The sequence below is a fragment of the Janthinobacterium sp. 67 genome, assembly GCF_002797895.1.
In the GTDB taxonomy this organism is placed as follows: domain Bacteria; phylum Pseudomonadota; class Gammaproteobacteria; order Burkholderiales; family Burkholderiaceae_D; genus Janthinobacterium.
In genome coordinates, this window is the sequence record NZ_PGES01000001.1 from 2,244,732 (window position 1) to 2,260,506 (window position 15,775).

Consider the following 15,775-nt stretch of genomic DNA (forward strand, 5'->3'; position numbering starts at 1 on the left):
TTGTTTGCCAATGGAGCATTACTGCATGCCGCCGTCCCGCTCGGTCCGAGGCAAGCGCAGACGACATTCCAGACCCGGCTGGCCGCCCAGCCGGTAGCGGAAATCGAGCACGCTGCCGCCCGCCAAAACCGGCTTGCCCGGCAGGGCCAGGGGCAGGTTCAGGCTGCACTCATGGTCACCGAGGACGATGTCGCCGTGCACGCGGATACGCGTCAGCAAGCGCGGCGCCTGTTCCAGCACGTCAGGCAGGCGGATGCTGGCGGCCGGCAGGCTGTCGCCCTGCTCGCCCTGCCAGGCGCGCAAGGCGTCCGCATCGAGGGCAAACACGGGGCCCCAGTCCGTGCACGGCTCGCCAGGGCTGCGCCGGTCCAGACCCAGGTGCACGGTGACGGCCGCCGGCAGCAGCGCCGCCGCAGGCGCTTGCGCGTGCAGGTTGCGCAGGATGGCCACTTGCGGCTCCTTGCCCAGCGCCGTATTCATGGTTTCGCTGACGATCACGTCCGGCATGGCGGCGGCAGGAATGCGGTAGGCGGCCGCGTCGGCGCAAATGTATTCGGCGACGTGGCCACCGAGGCCCAGGGCGGCGATCAGCTCGCGCGCATGGCCCAGGGTCTCGGCATGCACGTCGAGGATGGCAAACTGCACCTGGGTCGCACGCAGCAAGGCCATCACAGGCAGGGCCAACAGGGCAAACGGACCGCAGCCCGCATACAGCACGCGCACGGGCCGCCCGCCGTTCACGTCCAGCCGCTCGCGCACGGCCAGCGCCAGGCCCTGGATGAAGGCGGCGCTGCGGTAGGGCTCGCGCGCGCACAGTCCCGCCTGCACGGGGGAGATGGCCCAGCCGCTGGGCAGAAAACTCTCGCCGTCGCGCAAGCCGTCCTGCCGGTCCATGGCCAGGCCCGAATGGTGTTCGACGAGCTGGCGCAGCTGCACCGTTTCGCCGACCAGGCTGGCCAGGGTACGCCGCGGATCGCACAGCGCGGCCGCCATGGCGGCCAGTTCCGCGCGCGCCGAAGTCACGCACAACTCCACGGGTAGAGCGGGATACAGACAGAATGCATGGCGGCTTCCTTGAAATGATTGCAAGTGCGCGGAAAAATTGGCAGCATAGCAAATAAATAAACGCCTGCGCATTTGGCACCATCGCCCCCATCGCCACCACCTACCGGAGCACCGATGCACGACTTGCCGCTTTCCGCCCCCTACCAGTTGCGCGTCCAGCGCGACGATGACGATGGCTTTGCCGCCGCGCTGTACAGCTCCACGCGCGACGACCTGCGCCAGATGCCGGCCGATCCCGCCGTCATCGCACAGCTGATCGCCATGCAGCAGCGCATGCAAAGCCATGGTTACCGGCAAGCGTATCCGCAGGCCATGTACCTGGTGCTGCAGCACGGCGACACCCCCATCGGGCGCCTGGTGCTGGAGCGCCAGGATCAGCTGCTGCACCTGGTCGACATCGCCATCCTGCCCGCCGCGCAGGGCCAGGGCGCCGGCAGCGCCGTGCTGCGCGGCCTGCAGGCGCAAGCGGGCGCGCAGCAATGCCGAATCCACCTTGCCGTCAACAAAAGCAACGCGGCCGCGCGCGCGCTGTACCAGCGGCTGGGCTTTCGCCCGCGCGGGGAAAACGACGTCCAGGAACAACTGGAATGGAGCGCGCCATAGTGCCGACGCCGAAGCCGCCCAGCACCTGGCTGCGGCTACCGCTGCGCTTTGACGTGGTGCGCATGCAGCGCGACAGCGACCAGTTCGCCGTCGGCGAGTGGATCCATCATTTCAATACGGGCGCCTACGACCAGGGCTGGAGCTGCGTGCCGCTGCGCTCGGCAGATGGCCAGGCCGGCCACATCATGCCCATCGACGGCGCCGCCTATGCCGGCACGCCGCAGCTGGCGCGCTGTCCCTGCCTGCGCGAGGTGCTCGCCAGCTTCGCCTGCGAGATCCGCGCCGCGCGCCTGATGGCGCTGGCACCGGGCGCCGTCATCCGCGCGCACCGCGACGGCGGCACGTCGCTGGCCGATGGCTTGATCCGCATCCACATCCCCATCCACACTTCGCCGCAGGTGCTGTTCAGCATTGATGGCGAGACTGTCCACTTCACGGCCGGCCACGCCTGGTACATGGATGCCAGCTGCCTGCACGCCGTGCGCAACGATGGCGCAACGCCGCGCATCCACCTCGTGCTCGACTGCGTTACCAATGCCTGGCTCGAAACGCTGTTCGCCTCGGCCGGCTTCGTGCCGAAAGCGGCCCATAAATATGGCGACCCCAGCATCAACGATGGCAATGTGCGGGCCGTCATCGCCCAGCTGCGGCTGTCGCCCTCGCCGGCCAGCCTGGCGCTGGCCAGCCAACTGTCTGGATTGGCAGACGGGAGCGCGCCATGAACGGCACGCCAGCGATAGTCGAGCAAGAACGCCTGCTGGCAAAGGGGGAAACGGTGGCATGGCGCGAAGGCATGGACTTGCGCGGCTGGTATCCCTTGTACGTGGAGCGTGGCGATGCTTTGACGGACGCCGCCATGTGCTGGCGCGAACTGGGGGAAACGGTGTTCAGAGACGCCTTCTTTGTCAATACCCTGGCGCGCCAGCCGCACGAGGAGCGCCGCGTCTGCCGCACGCCGCTGGCCGCGCTGGCCACGATGGCCAAGCTCGGCGATGGCCTGGCGCCCGACGCCTTCATCTTCCACGTCTCGCGCTGCGGCTCGACCCTGCTGAGCCAGCTGCTGGCATCCTTGCCGCAATGCATAGTCATGTCCGAGCCGCCCATCATCGATTCGCTGCTGCGCCTGCATCACGATGGCATGGCGGGCAGCGACAGCATCGCCCTGCTGCGCCAGGCCATCCTGGCACTGGGCCAGCGCCGCTCCGGCGCAGAGACGCAGCACATCATCAAGCTCGACTGCTGGCACATCCACAGCCTGGACTTGCTGCGGCAAGCGTTTCCCGATACGCCCTGCCTGTTCGTCTACCGCGAACCGCTGGCCGTGCTCGCCTCGCACCAGCGCCAGCGCGGACCGCAAATGGTGCCCGGCATGCTGCACCCGGCACAGCTGCCGCTTCCCGCGCACCGGCTGGCGCCGGGCGACCTCGATGGCTATGCGGGCCTCGTGCTGGCCAGCCTGTTCGACGCCGCCCTGCCCCATGCGGCCGCCGGCCAGCTGCAGTTAATTCACTACAAGCAATTGCCAGATATCGTGTTCAGCGATGTATTGACGCGTCTGGGCATCGCCCCCACGCCGGCACAGTTGCAAGCGATGCGCGCGCGCGGCGGCGTGCATGCGAAATACGGCACGGCCTACCAAGGCGACCCGCCAGTGGCCGCGACAAGCGGCCTGGCCGCCATCGCCGCGCAAGTGCAGCCCGGCTATCTGGCGCTGGAAGCGTTGCGCACGGAGCAATAGTCACAGCGCGGCGGCATTGTCCTCGCGCCACTTGCGCACCATCTCGCTGCTGATTTCCCGTTCATAGCAGATGGGGGCGTAACCGCCCTTCCGGCTCCATGCGCTGCGTCCCCCGCAAGCGCTGCCATTCTTGGCGGCATTGTAGGGACAGGGGCAACGGCCCGGATAGGCGGCAATCGACTCGGCGATGATCTGCTGCTTGACCTTCGCTTCGGTTGGCGGCTGGCGCCCCTGACCGCCGGCCAGGGGCCAGTAAGCGGTGCCGGCGGCCAGCATCAGCACCAGGGCGCAGAGATTCTTCATAAGAAAGTTGTTTTCATCGACAGGCAGCAAACGTGCGATACCAGTATGACAGATGCTTTTCGGCAAATCAGCGTGAAATGTCACGAAAATCATGGCCGCAATGCAAAAAGCCCAACCGTGAAGGCTGGGCTTTTCGATACTGCTGATGTTCTGGCTCCCCGACCTGGACTCGAACCAGGGACCTGCGGATTAACAGTCCGTCGCTCTACCAACTGAGCTATCAGGGAAAAGAGGCCGCATTCTATAGGGCAAATTTTCAGTTGTCCAGATTTACGCCAAAAAATTTACGCACGGCGACACTCAGCCCGGATTTTCCCGGGGCTGATAGTCAAATACCAGCACCCGTCCCAGCCATGGCTTGAGGAGCTCGACAAAGGCCAGATGGGCCGGATGGGCCAGGTACACGTCGCGCGCGCTGGCGCCATCGAAGGTCAAGGTAAAACAATCGGTAAAGCCGTCATCGAGACCTTCCGGACTGACGTTCGGCCCCCATTCGAATTGCAGCACGCCGGGAATGCGGTGTTTAAGCTGGGAAAACTCATAGACCAGCTCGGCATGCTTGGCCGGTGTGATGTCCTCGAGAAAATCACACAGGACGATATGGCGCAACGGGATTGAACAGGTCATGGTGGCAGCTCTCCTATGGGGTTACATTCAGGATAGCGCAAAACGGAAAAGCCCACAGGCAGCGGCCCGCCACGCCGCACATATTTTCCATACACAACATGTTATTCGGATAAGATCCCTCATGGACATCCCCTACCCGCAGGCAACCATCTCGGACCATGACAAAGCTACTGGCAGTGCTATTCATCACCCTGATGCCGTTTTCTGCATGCAAAGCGCAAGCGCTTGCCATCGACGCGCTGCTGACACCGGACATCGGCGGGATCAAGCAGTTTGTGCAAATCAAGACAGATGACGCAAAAAAACCTGTTCTTCTCTTTTTATCGGGCGGGCCGGGAAGTTCGATGATGAAGAACGCGGATGCCTTTACGTCCATCCTGAAAAACAGATTTACGCTGGTGCAATGGGACCAGCGCGATGCGGGAAAAACCCTGGCATTGAATCCGTCGCCTAGCCAGCCTTCCGTCGCGCAAATGGAGCAGGATACCTACCAGGTCATCACATTTTTACGAAAAGAGCTCAGGCAGGAAAAAATATACTTGCTGGGCAGCTCCTGGGGCAATGTGCTCGGTTTTCATATCGTCGAACAGCATCCTGAACTGCTGCATGCCTATTTCGCCGTCAATCCCGTCATCAGCCAGCTGGCCAGCGAAAAGGCATTGCTGGCCAATTTGAAGACGCATTTCCGGGACGATGCCGTCGCCAGCCAGGAACTGGCGCAGGTGCATATCCCCTTTCAACGGGATGAAGACCTGTTTTACCTGCGCAAATGGCTTTTCCATAAAGAGGGGAAAACATTCGCCACCAGCGATGGCTTCAAGACCGGCTTCCTGCAATGGTCCAAAGCCTGGTCGCCCGTGTGGAACGAAGTGATGCATATCGATTTGCCGACAACCTTGAAGAAAGTCGACTGCCCGATCTATTTCTTCGTTGGCAAGAACGACATCCAGACCTCCACCCGCATCACGCAAGACTATTTTGAGCAGCTGCAGGCGCCCAGGAAAGGGCTGTTTGTATTCGAACAGTCGGGACACCAGATACACCAGGATGAACCGGAAAAATTCCAGCAGGCGATCATCGGGACCCTGCCGGCACCAATCGCGACGCGCTGAAATGCAAAAAGCCCAACCGTTCAAGGCTGGGCTTTCTGCTGCTGCATGTTCTGGCTCCCCGACCTGGACTCGAACCAGGGACCTGCGGATTAACAGAACGGGGCTCCCGCAAGGCTATGGGCCCCAAGTCGAAGAAACGCAACGAGTTTTCCAGCCCCTACCGCCGTGGCCCTCAAGGACCGACCTAATACCGAGACAGTATGGCTGCTGCTGTGTCGTCGGCGGCAAAAAGTTGATGTAGATCGAGGGCTTGGCGCTGCCGAACGCCGAACAGGCACCGAGAGTAAGTCGCCATCATTAGCGGGTAGTTAGTTCGCCCCCTTCCCGGAGCTAATTACATATCTACTGCTGAGTCGATTTCAAGAAGAATACGTTAGAAAGGTATATCGTCATCATCCTTAGTGCGCATAGCGTAACCAATAGCTTGAATTAGTGAAGAATCGGGGTTTCGGAGAAGACTCCCGAATTCTTGAGCGATAGAATCCTTATCCTTTAACTCCTTTCCAGCAGAAAAATTCTTTGACCCTTTATCGTATTGCCCCTCGAATATTGGGTAACCACTTGCGGGGATTCTAAAGTAGAGCACATCTATAATCCGAGCTCGAACATTATTAACATCGGTATCGAAAAATACCCGAAAAGTACTACCTCTTAAGTCATTTGAAACCTCACCTAATGCCAGTGCAAATTTTTGACCAGCATTATTTTTTACAGATTCAGATACAGCTTCCACCACACCCTTCAAATCCGTCAATGCATCCTGAAATCCGTCATTAACAACAGTTAATGATTTCTTTAAAATAGAATCAAAATCCATTTCATTTATCCTCAAATATGAATTTTTGCAACAAGGGGAAGATGGTCTGACAAACCAGAACAAATTCCTTTATCAGATTTAAACTTTAAAGGAATACCATCCGCTAAAAACTTGGCGGTCGATATTACATGCACATCATTCTCATCCAAAAAAGGAACACTATCCTGCAATAGCCCCCCGCTAACTATAATTTGATCGAAGTTATGCCACGTCCGCTCACTCTCCCAGTAAAACGTCCCAGCGCAATCATAAAATTTAGCATCGGATTTGGTTGCTGAGTGGGGGATTTTTTCGCCCATGAGTCGCCAGGACGTATTATACATATGAGCACGTTCGACACTATCGTCGGCCCTGTGAACCTTAGATTTGGATCTGGCCCGATGCCTATGAGCATATAACACAGCCATATTTTCATCGAAAGGTTCTTCATTTAAGTCACCGAGAACTACACAATGCCTAGATTCCCTATCGTCATTTAGGAATTGATAAATATATTTTGATAGGTGATCCGCAATACGGAAACGAGTTCGGTGAGACGCAGCTTCATCGAATCGCGACGTCCAATGACACGCAATGAATCTTATCGTAAAATTTTCGCAAATCGCGTCCACCACCGCCATAGCCCTTGTACCTTTTGGTGTGCCACTGACAACAATGGGTTCTCCTTCTACGAATTTCACATTACCTTTACTTTCATCAAATAGAATTCCTATTTGCAATGTTGGAGCACCTTTCAACACATCCAATGAAATTATTCGGTAATTAGGAAAGGATTTGTCACGTAGATGAGTCAAAGATTCTGAAGTCATTTCACAAAAAAAGGCAATATCAGGCTTCCCAACGGCAGTGGTTAGCTCGGAGAACGCCGCATCTACAAATTGTAGTTGTTCTTCGTAAACCTCCTTTGACTTAGGCCAACGAGTTCTCGGCAAGTCTGATTTTTCAGGTAAAAAATGATAAAAGTTCCCGGCATTCCACCAAGATATATTCAGCACAGGCATATTTATCGTACTCAAAACAAAATCGATTGAACTTGAATGGGTAGAAGCCACCAAAATAAATTTCACTCATTGGAAAAACTCTTAAAGAGCCTGCCAGCTTGAGTGAATCAGTGCGAGCTTCTGTCAAAAAACTCTTAATCATGCAAGAATAACATTTTCCCAGTGCGAATGCCTAATTATTGCAAGCAAAAAAGCGGCCTATACATGCACCGCACCGCCTTCCTAAGCCGCTTCCAACATCTCCCCCACAACAACGCCCCCCACAGGCTGCCTCCCTACGCCAACGGAAGCCAGCCCTAGAGGTAGGCGATCCCAACAGCCCAACGGCCTTACCCCGAACCACTATGCACAAATAAACGGGCCCCTGAAACGCAAAAAGCCCAACCTGTAAAGGCTGGGCTTTCTGCTGCTGCATGTTCTGGCTCCCCGACCTGGACTCGAACCAGGGACCTGCGGATTAACAGTTGTACGTTGAGGCCTTAGGATGGAATTGACGTCATCCCAATCTCAATAAAATCAAGCAGTTGCGCGAAATCCACCGCATTCAAACGCACCTGCTCGAACCCGTCCGCGAGCCTCCGCGCTATCATTTGCGCTATCAAAAGGAGACCTGTGGACTAGTCTGATTATAGGCTTGAGCGAACCCAAATGACAAGACACGTTCTACTTCAGATGGCAGAACCGACTTTCCCCGTTACTTATTTACAGACCTCAACTCTCAAGGCTTCGCCCCCCCCCCCCTTGTACTCAAGGACAATGATGCGTCCATCGTCCAACTCCCCTACAAAGTCTTGTAGAACTAATCGGACGCAGTCCGCAAGCAGAAAGAACAACTTTCCAGTCACCCAATATTTTGAACTGGTTCAGGTTGAGCGCAACGGTTGAATCAGCTTGTCCCCCCACTCGATAAGTTCGTATTTAACGTTCGAGGTCGCTTCATTAAAGACACTATCAGACTCATCGAACGAGGCGGCGACGATACTTTGTAGGCCCGATTCCGCCGCCAAAAGCTGAAGGAGGGAATGCTGACTCTCAACCCGCATTGAATGTTGGCCCGGCTCATCGAACAGCAAAATTCCGAGATGGTTGCCATTCACTTCCTTACTAGCTGACGTCTGGTAGATGGCGAGCAAGTAGCTCCAAATGAGGCGAACGAAGTCACTTGCGCTTGAATCTGCCTTGATATCCGTTTTCTTCTTATTAATCTCCCGAAGTTCAAGCTGACCTAGCACTGGCGTGAGTGTGTCTCGACTAATCTCGATATCGCGGATTGGCGCACTTTCGTAGCCAAACGAGCCGGCATTTGAGCGGAACCACTTCTCGAACATGTTGATTTTTAACTGGTCTGTCTCCGCGTAGCGCTCCTTTGGAAGCACCGCTCGCAGCTTCTGGTTTTCCCTTAGTTGAAGTGCGAGGTCGCAAAAAAGGGGAAGGCGGTCCCTTATGAGCTGGTCGACATCTGCTATCCTATCGACCTGGGTCTCTAGCTGCACCTGCCGTCTAATCATCGCCTTGGATTGCACAGCACCTGTGCTAACGTCCCCGCGGAGTGCCTTCAAATGGTCGCTCTTAGCTGCCAAGCGGCGTCCTAATTCCGCGGAAATTCGCTCCGACTGCTCAATATCTGTCTTAAAGCCAGCGATTTGTCGCTCCAGCATTGAACACTGATTTTTAAGGTAAGCGATATTCTCATCGAGGCTCATGACGGGGCCAGTAATGGTGCCACCAAGTAGGGTTTCCGATATGTCTTGGAGGCAAGTTGGACACCGGTCCTCGGCGAGCTCTAGTGAGTAATCTCCGCCAAGGCCCTTCAGCTTCTGCGCAGTACGATTTCGCGCTAAGGACTCCCGGTTTTCCAAAAGCAGCTCCTCATATTCCCTGTGAGACGCTCGTTTCAGAGTTAGTTGAGTAATGCTCTGTTCGTGCAAGAAGTTTAGCTCTCGAAGCTCAGTAGCCACTGTTTCAAGGTCAATTACTGCCTCATCGCTGGTGACCTTCGAATAGTTGTCAATTTTCTCGTCCAACGCGCGATATTCATCACGTAGCTGTGTGCGATATTGAGGAAGAGTGAGCTGACGGTCACCCGACTTCCTGAACAGATTAACCGCGTCCATATTGAAGGACGAGTCTGGGTGTCCAGGCAGGCCGATGACAACAAAACCTTCACCGGACGCGGCCCGGGAAACCTCACTAGCGTATTTCGTCCAATTTTCGTGAATTTTTACGGACTCGCTGTTCAGCCTGTTTTTCAATGCGTCAGTGTCGAACACGTCCAGGCCCAACAAGTATTCGACGACCTTGGTACGAACTTCCCGTATACCGTAGAACGGAATAGTAGCGATATAGTCGGTCCAACCTCGTTTTTGCTCGACCGCGTGCGCCGCTACGATAGTTTGTAAATAGAGCTTCGCTTCACCGCCGGACGACGTGGGGACGGTCGGCAGGCGCAAACCCAAGAACTTCTCCATGAATCGGTGGAATCCCTCATCCTTTTGCGCTGCACCAGCGTCATGGATGTAGGTCGGTTTAGAATTTTCGAAGGATGCGTCGCCGGTAAGGCATTTTCCCTCGAACACTTCAATGAGTTTGGGCTGACGGTCAGGGTGTTTGATAGCGCGTCGCAGGGTTACGACCTGGTCCTTATCATTCTCGATTTCAGCAAACACTTCGGACGTTAGCACGTCTTGGCGGTTACCTTCATACAGGAAATGGTCACGCACGCCGTAAGGTAGTACGTTTTCATCACGGCCACCTACGAGCTCCTCCATACCAAGAGAATATAGAATCGTGTTGAATAACGTGCTCTTGCCAGCCGAGTTCCGCCCTCGTACAACCGTTAGCTGGCGCCCGAACTTGAAATTGAATCCGTAGTTCCCTGCTGCTGTAGAAATATGCAACTTAACAGCATTGATTTTCATACATCTCCCCACTTGTTCGACACGGCTGAGACCATCCCTTCAGTGAGAGATTTACCTAGCGCGGTCAAAAAACGCCGCTCGTTCTCAAGGTTCTCGGTGTCCTTGCAAATACTATGCGCAAATTTATCTCCGAGGTCTGTGATTTTGTAGCCAGTTGCTGTTTGCTCTATCAATTTTTCAGCTTCAGCGAACCGTAATGCGATTGCCACCACAGGGTCAAAGCCCCAAGCGGCGATATTTAATTCCCCGTTCTTTACTGCGTCAATTAAGCGCGTCCTTCTTGGCGCGGTCTTCAACGCCCAGTTGAGGAGCTGAAGTCGCGGCAACGAAGACTTACCGCCGCGGGATGCCAGTGCGAGTATCAGGAGAATTTGGGCAATTTTGTAGAGCGGCCGGTGCTCAGGAAACACTGGCGCCGCGCGCCTAACAAATCGCAATGTTTTTTTATACTCACTCATAATCTAGCTGGCATATTGCAAGCCATCGAGCGACGATATGCCTCGCTACTTGGCTGGCGTTAGTCTGATTAAATTCGGGTTGTAGGTCGTGCACAATCCTTGAAATCAAACCATTGGTAACGCTGGCAGTGAGTTCATCGGCTGAACCGCACCACACAATTGTTTTCTCTCGCACGTCATTTTCGAATTCGTTTATGAGTGCGATAAGTCGAGCATGAAGCAGCGGCGCACTTTTCTCGATGTTGTGAAGGAAATTGTCTGCTTCGATGAAGCTTTTAGACGTGCTGCCAACGAGACTATCCAGTAACCGGCCGTATGCAACGGACCCGCTTTTCGGTTCTAGCCGCGCAATGCTCTTACGCCGCAGGTTTGCTTCATATTCTTCTGGCGGCCCAGTCAGGTCATCGAGTTTCGGTGGCGTCGAGAAAAAGTCTAATGCCTGCCCTTGTGTCGATTGAATCTGCCTAATTTCTATCATGTAGTGTTCAACGTCATGTAGGAGAATTCGAAAATCGTCGTCTACATGGGGTAACTTTGCCGCTTTCACTTCCCGTTCTTTTTTCCGTGCATGCCGCAAAAGGGCGTTTGAAGCCAATTCAGGGGTAACGAATATCCAGTTCTTGATTTTGACTGGCCCCAGAATATCCTCGAGGTCTTTCTTATTGTCCTGAAACTTGTTAATGTCGGTGGTAATTTTGTCACGTTGCTTTTCGTACAGCTCGGTACGGGTATACTGCTTCTCAGGGCAGTAACATTGGAACCCATACCCGGTAATCGAAGTATAGCCCTCCAATCCGTAGTCGCCCGGACTCACTGGAATATGCTGATAGCCATCAACACCATACTTCCTCTTGAACACCAACTGGCAAAGGTTCTCCCAGCTGGTCCCATTGAAGACCCCGAACGCAGTTGCAAACATATTTACTTTGGTTATTTTTCGTTACACGAGAGACTACACATTATTTAACATCCACGCAACTTTTTCACCATTCATAAAACGCCACCTACTGCGGCATGAACTCACATCCCAATGTCAATGCGGCATCTTAAGGGAAGCTGACCCGTTTTTTGTTCCCAAACAGCCCTGTGCACCCGGTTTCAAAAAATTGTTCACTTATTCGGCGGTAGAAAATGAGCGTTAGCCCCGCTATAGTTTCTTCCAACCCCAACCAATATGGAAGGGCCTACCGACAACTCCAGGAAGAACCTTCATGACAAAATCAGGCTTAAAACCAATCGCAAGCAAGAACAGCCGCACAAACCCCAGCCAGCAGGCTAAACCCGTAGTTGCACAAGGCACACATACACCCGCCCTGCGGTCGGCACCAAAAGCTCAGCAACCCGCGCCTGCTGTGAAGCAACCGGTAGCCCCTAAGCGCTCGACCCCATGGACGGTCGAGGCGGCAAGCCGGGTTTATCGCGCCAGCGGTCTGGAAAATGGCGGACAAGTGCCGAAGGGGTCACTTGCTGCCGAAGCAATGTCCAAGGCTACCAAAGGCACATCACCGTCCAAGGCCCGCACAAGATGACCCATACTCCACGCTACGGATACGCCTCGGTCGAATCACTGGTGTTTGCGTTCGTCAAGGCCAGCTATTTGATTCCAAAGGACCATTCTGCCTACACCGACATCCGTCAACTAGCGGAAGGTAAGAGGCGTTTTTTTTCTTCACTTGAGCGGCCACAGGGCGAAAGAAAATCTAATGCAAAAGACTTACCTGCACTGGCGACTTTGTTAGGGACCGAATTGGCTCGAGAATGGGCAACACCTGACATTGCCAAAGAAGTCGCAAGGCGGTTGGCCAGCTACATCACGTTGTATCTGAAAGACTTTGTCCGTGCGATTTCGGCAGCCAATATACCAACCAGCCGGGTCCAAGAAGTCCTACGCCCGACATTATTCGCACAACAAATCGCGGTCGACCTTAGCTGGCTGGAACAGAAATGGGGTATAGGTCTCCTCCCCCGTCTCCTGCCCAAAGAAGCAGACCACACGCGAGTTGCACCGATTTCAATCGCTCTCTGCTGGCTTCGCAAGCTCGAAGGGCGGTCTGCTGCTGAGGCAGCGCGCAAAGCGGGCCTGCCACCAGAAGAGTGTGTTGATAAAATGAACCGCTGGGAGACGGGAAGGCAGAAGACACGCAGAGATTCGTTTGCACTCATAAAGCAACTCTATCGCATGAATGAAGAACCGAGGTATCGGTTCTGGTTCTGGATTGCGCTGGTGCTCGATGCCGCCGGCTCCGCTTTTCGGCAGGAAATTGCGGCTTGTCTGGGCCGTGGATTTGACCTGGACTCGGCCCAGCATCCTTTCATCATGCTCTCCAACAGTTGCATCATCAAAACGGGCACACCAGAGTCCTTCCTTGTATTGGACAAGCTTCTATGCCGCCAATCGACAACCAGAGCACCTGACGACCGCAGCAAGGCGAAGGCCGCCTTGGAGGAGCTGCGCAGATTCGTCGCTGAACACAACGGTATTGCCGAATTCCAAGTCCACGCCATGGAGGCCCGTATCGCTGTCTTTTCAGACGAGCCAACTGAGGCAAAGAGGTGCTATGAACGTGCGGTAGCCCTGTCGCGATATGCTGAACCGGTTTCAGCAGAACGGATACTGCGAGAGTTCGCAGCATTATGTGCTCACGAGTCGTATGCAATTCCACTGAAGAATGCAACCGACACGCAGTGGCTTTTCGGACTACACCCGGTACAAATCAGGCGAATGCCACTCGAAGGTGACGAGACGCCAGCCACTGCAACCGATACCAAGCGTGTCTTCGACTATTTCCGTTATTTCCCACCTCAGTTGTTTTTTTCAAGAGCCATAGCGTCTCAAGATTTAGCGTCGGTGGCACATAAGGGGATTTAGAAGTGTCGGGAGGCAAGCAATGCTTTTCTTAAGTGTCGCTATATGAGATACCCCTCCCCCACCGGTCATCTCAATGCCCCCACGCGAACTCATCTACGAACTCCACTTGGCCACAGCCACCCCCTCCAACAATGCCATCAAAGGAATGCATTTCCACGCATACAAAAAATTGCGTAATGGCTGGCGCGCCAGCGTGTTGGCGGCGATTGGGGGCAAGCTACCTGCGGCACCGATTTCCAGGAGTGCGCTGGAGATAGAGCGATATTGCGCGGGCAGCTTGGACTGGGACAACGCCTACGGCGGACTAAAGCCCTTGCTAGATTGCCTTGTGGTGCCGAGCGCGCGGAACCCGGACGGACTGGGGCTCATCACGGATGACGGCCCAAAGTTCATGCCCGAGGCGCCACGCGTGTTCCAGTTGCCAGCAAAAAGGGGCGCGGGTTACGCAATCGTACGCATTTACGCCATCGGCTAGTTGGCCACGAGTGATGGCAATGGCGATGATGCCCGCATTCTACCTGCCCATGTCCGCGCTCATCGAGTCTTTGTACTTGATTCCAGTCCTGTCGGGCAGAAAACGCCCCAAAGCGACCTGTCAAACTGAGGCGGCCATCAGAGTCGAAACGTACGCCTAGCATCGCATCCGCGTCTCTTCGTCATAAATTCTCAATAACTTCCGAGAACTACTTGGCGAATTTACACATTCAATTTTCCACTTCAGTAACTCCATCCCGCATAAACTCTTTACCAAGTAACGCTTTAATCATTGGATGCCATTGCGGCCAACTATAGCGAGAAGGATGGGGAACCCAGCAAGCCAGTGCTTTACCTCCATCATATTGATATATCAAAGTTTCTCGCGTGTCCTGTCCATAGGAAAGGAGCGGGCCTGGCAGACCATCTGTAGGCATGTTTTCCCATAGCCTATTAGAGAGAACCAAGATTTTTTTGGGGGCCAACTGGCTTAACACCGAGAAAAAAGCTTCTTTCGATAAGGCAAACATTTCAGCGCTTGGTGCGACCCCAGCCGTCTCAGCAACAGGCTGCTGCACATAATTATAGAATGCGACGCTTTTCCAGAATTCTTTCCTGTCCAGCTCCCAATACGGCTGACCCCGTACGCCCTGCATAATAGATGTCCAAAAACGATGGTTCTGTCCGTCTACATACTCCTGGGTGAATGTAATAGTAGAGTTCCCAGGCATAGATTCGTCGCCGTAGTGGGATTCGCCCAAAATAAGTAGACGCTCTTCTGATGCTTCATAATCAGCACCGACCCACGGAATGAAGAATGGCGCGGCTATACTTTTCACAACTGCGTCCATAGCTGTTTGAGTGCTGTCGTCGACATTTTCGCTTGGAGTGTTTAAATTTAGGAAAACTCCGTTTTTCTCCATCTGTGCTCTCAGCTCAACCGCTTTTTCGTAACCGATATGCAAGTTTCGTTGCAGTCCAGCACAAGATGTGTCATTTTCCTGCGTGACATATGCCACAGCTCGTTCATACATCAAGTCATTAATCATTTCAACCTACCTTTCTAAAGAACTCAACAAGTCAAAAAAACGATGCTAAGATGGCACCACATACGCAAGGCATCAAGCGAACCCTGGAAAATGTCATTGTTGCTGACAATTAATGATATATAGAACACATCAAAAATACGTTCTGCATACAAAATGAACCTCCCTATGAATCTAAAAAACCTTTTTCGAAGTAGTCCGCCAATTTTTTCTTTAAAAATATGGCAAGGACTATTTTCTCGACGAAATTAAATCCTTGATAAAGTATTCAGATTCTAATTTTTCAAATTCAGGAAAGCAGATTTGACCGTGCGCTCTTGGCTAACTCTCCCCCACCCTTCGTGCCGTAGGACCTATCACTAATGCTGAAAAATCCCCAGTCCCAAGGTATGACATTCGGACACAACATCATAATCCGTATATGACTCAATCACTGCCTGAATGTCAGACTTGACCTCGACACTTCACAAAGCTGTTGGCAAATAGGATTTTTACTATATCAACCCAAGGGCAAATAATACCGGAACAGGAATTCGCCCAGAAAATTTAAAAAGCGTCGAACCATTTGGCTTTTTCAACTCAGATGCTGAATATTTAAAAATTACCGTTCCATTCATTTCCTTAATTTCACTTCCGGTGTATTTATAGATTGAAGAACCGTTAGTTTTCTTAATCTCATCGCCTGTAAATTTAAACAAAGTTGAACCATTTGGCGCCTTTATCTCACCACTAGTAATTTTAAAT

15 protein-coding genes and 1 tRNA gene are annotated in these 15,775 nt (G+C 53.8%); 6 read left to right on the forward strand and 10 right to left on the reverse strand.

Going from position 1 to position 15,775, the window contains the following annotated elements:
* Positions 1–18: 18 nt before the first annotated feature.
* Positions 19–1,023, reverse strand: coding sequence for a hypothetical protein (locus CLU90_RS10150; RefSeq protein ID WP_100427826.1), 1,005 nt, complete (start codon positions 1,021–1,023; stop codon positions 19–21).
* 156 nt (positions 1,024–1,179) lie between these two features.
* On the opposite strand from CLU90_RS10150, the gene CLU90_RS10155 reads away from it, so the two are divergent.
* From CLU90_RS10155 to CLU90_RS10165, 3 genes are read left to right on the forward strand one after another with little or no spacing between them, the layout of a single operon-like run.
* Positions 1,180–1,668: a GNAT family N-acetyltransferase gene (locus tag CLU90_RS10155; RefSeq protein WP_100427827.1), complete on the forward strand. Its 489-nt coding sequence runs from the start codon at positions 1,180–1,182 to the stop codon at positions 1,666–1,668.
* The gene (locus tag CLU90_RS10160) at positions 1,653–2,390 is read left to right on the forward strand and encodes an aspartyl/asparaginyl beta-hydroxylase domain-containing protein (protein WP_100427828.1); all 738 of its coding nucleotides are present in this window, start codon (positions 1,653–1,655) and stop codon (positions 2,388–2,390) included. Before CLU90_RS10155 ends, CLU90_RS10160 begins: the two co-directional genes overlap by 16 nt.
* Complete coding sequence (locus CLU90_RS10165) at positions 2,387–3,406, forward strand: sulfotransferase (protein ID WP_100427829.1); 1,020 nt, start codon at positions 2,387–2,389, stop codon at positions 3,404–3,406. The genes CLU90_RS10160 and CLU90_RS10165 overlap by 4 nt, the downstream gene beginning before the upstream one ends.
* Here CLU90_RS10165 and CLU90_RS10170 read toward each other — a convergent pair whose 3' ends face one another.
* The 3 genes from CLU90_RS10170 to CLU90_RS10180 form a co-directional block, all read right to left on the reverse strand.
* The gene (locus tag CLU90_RS10170) at positions 3,407–3,709 is read right to left on the reverse strand and encodes a hypothetical protein (RefSeq protein ID WP_198511189.1); all 303 of its coding nucleotides are present in this window, start codon (positions 3,707–3,709) and stop codon (positions 3,407–3,409) included.
* 151 nt (positions 3,710–3,860) lie between these two features.
* Positions 3,861–3,936 (reverse strand) — tRNA-Asn (locus tag CLU90_RS10175).
* Positions 3,937–4,009: 73 nt separating this feature from the next.
* The gene (locus tag CLU90_RS10180; RefSeq protein ID WP_092710249.1) at positions 4,010–4,336 is read right to left on the reverse strand and encodes a Dabb family protein; all 327 of its coding nucleotides are present in this window, start codon (positions 4,334–4,336) and stop codon (positions 4,010–4,012) included.
* Positions 4,337–4,530: 194 nt separating this feature from the next.
* Here CLU90_RS10180 and CLU90_RS10185 point away from each other — a divergent pair, with 194 nt between their 5' ends.
* A complete protein-coding gene (locus CLU90_RS10185; RefSeq protein ID WP_269800059.1) occupies positions 4,531–5,448 on the forward strand; it encodes an alpha/beta fold hydrolase in 918 nt (305 codons plus the stop codon).
* Between the two features lie 373 nt (positions 5,449–5,821).
* Here CLU90_RS10185 and CLU90_RS29220 read toward each other — a convergent pair whose 3' ends face one another.
* The 5 genes from CLU90_RS29220 to CLU90_RS10200 all read right to left on the reverse strand — a co-directional run bounded on the left by CLU90_RS29220 (position 5,822) and on the right by CLU90_RS10200 (position 11,561).
* A complete protein-coding gene (locus CLU90_RS29220; protein ID WP_157808786.1) occupies positions 5,822–6,265 on the reverse strand; it encodes a hypothetical protein in 444 nt (147 codons plus the stop codon).
* Positions 6,266–6,276: 11 nt separating this feature from the next.
* The gene (locus CLU90_RS29225; protein WP_143450356.1) at positions 6,277–7,266 is read right to left on the reverse strand and encodes an endonuclease/exonuclease/phosphatase family protein; all 990 of its coding nucleotides are present in this window, start codon (positions 7,264–7,266) and stop codon (positions 6,277–6,279) included.
* A gap of 863 nt (positions 7,267–8,129) precedes the next feature.
* On the reverse strand, positions 8,130–10,184 hold the full coding sequence (locus CLU90_RS10190) for a hypothetical protein (protein WP_100427831.1): 2,055 nt from the start codon (positions 10,182–10,184) through the stop codon (positions 8,130–8,132).
* Positions 10,181–10,642 carry a hypothetical protein gene (locus CLU90_RS10195; protein WP_100427832.1) on the reverse strand — a complete coding sequence of 154 codons (462 nt, stop codon included), beginning with the start codon at positions 10,640–10,642 and terminating at the stop codon, positions 10,181–10,183. Before CLU90_RS10195 ends, CLU90_RS10190 begins: the two co-directional genes overlap by 4 nt.
* Positions 10,635–11,561, reverse strand: a complete 927-nt coding sequence (locus CLU90_RS10200; RefSeq protein WP_100427833.1) for a hypothetical protein — start codon at positions 11,559–11,561, stop codon at positions 10,635–10,637. The genes CLU90_RS10195 and CLU90_RS10200 overlap by 8 nt, the downstream gene beginning before the upstream one ends.
* A gap of 606 nt (positions 11,562–12,167) precedes the next feature.
* Here CLU90_RS10200 and CLU90_RS29230 point away from each other — a divergent pair.
* Positions 12,168–13,511: a hypothetical protein gene (locus CLU90_RS29230; RefSeq protein ID WP_157808787.1), complete on the forward strand. Its 1,344-nt coding sequence runs from the start codon at positions 12,168–12,170 to the stop codon at positions 13,509–13,511.
* Between the two features lie 106 nt (positions 13,512–13,617).
* Positions 13,618–13,986, forward strand: coding sequence for a hypothetical protein (locus tag CLU90_RS10210; RefSeq protein ID WP_157808788.1), 369 nt, complete (start codon positions 13,618–13,620; stop codon positions 13,984–13,986).
* A gap of 229 nt (positions 13,987–14,215) precedes the next feature.
* Here CLU90_RS10210 and CLU90_RS10215 read toward each other — a convergent pair whose 3' ends face one another.
* Positions 14,216–15,034, reverse strand: a complete 819-nt coding sequence (locus CLU90_RS10215) for a DNA translocase FtsK (RefSeq protein WP_100427836.1) — start codon at positions 15,032–15,034, stop codon at positions 14,216–14,218.
* Between the last annotated feature and the right edge of the window lie 741 nt (positions 15,035–15,775).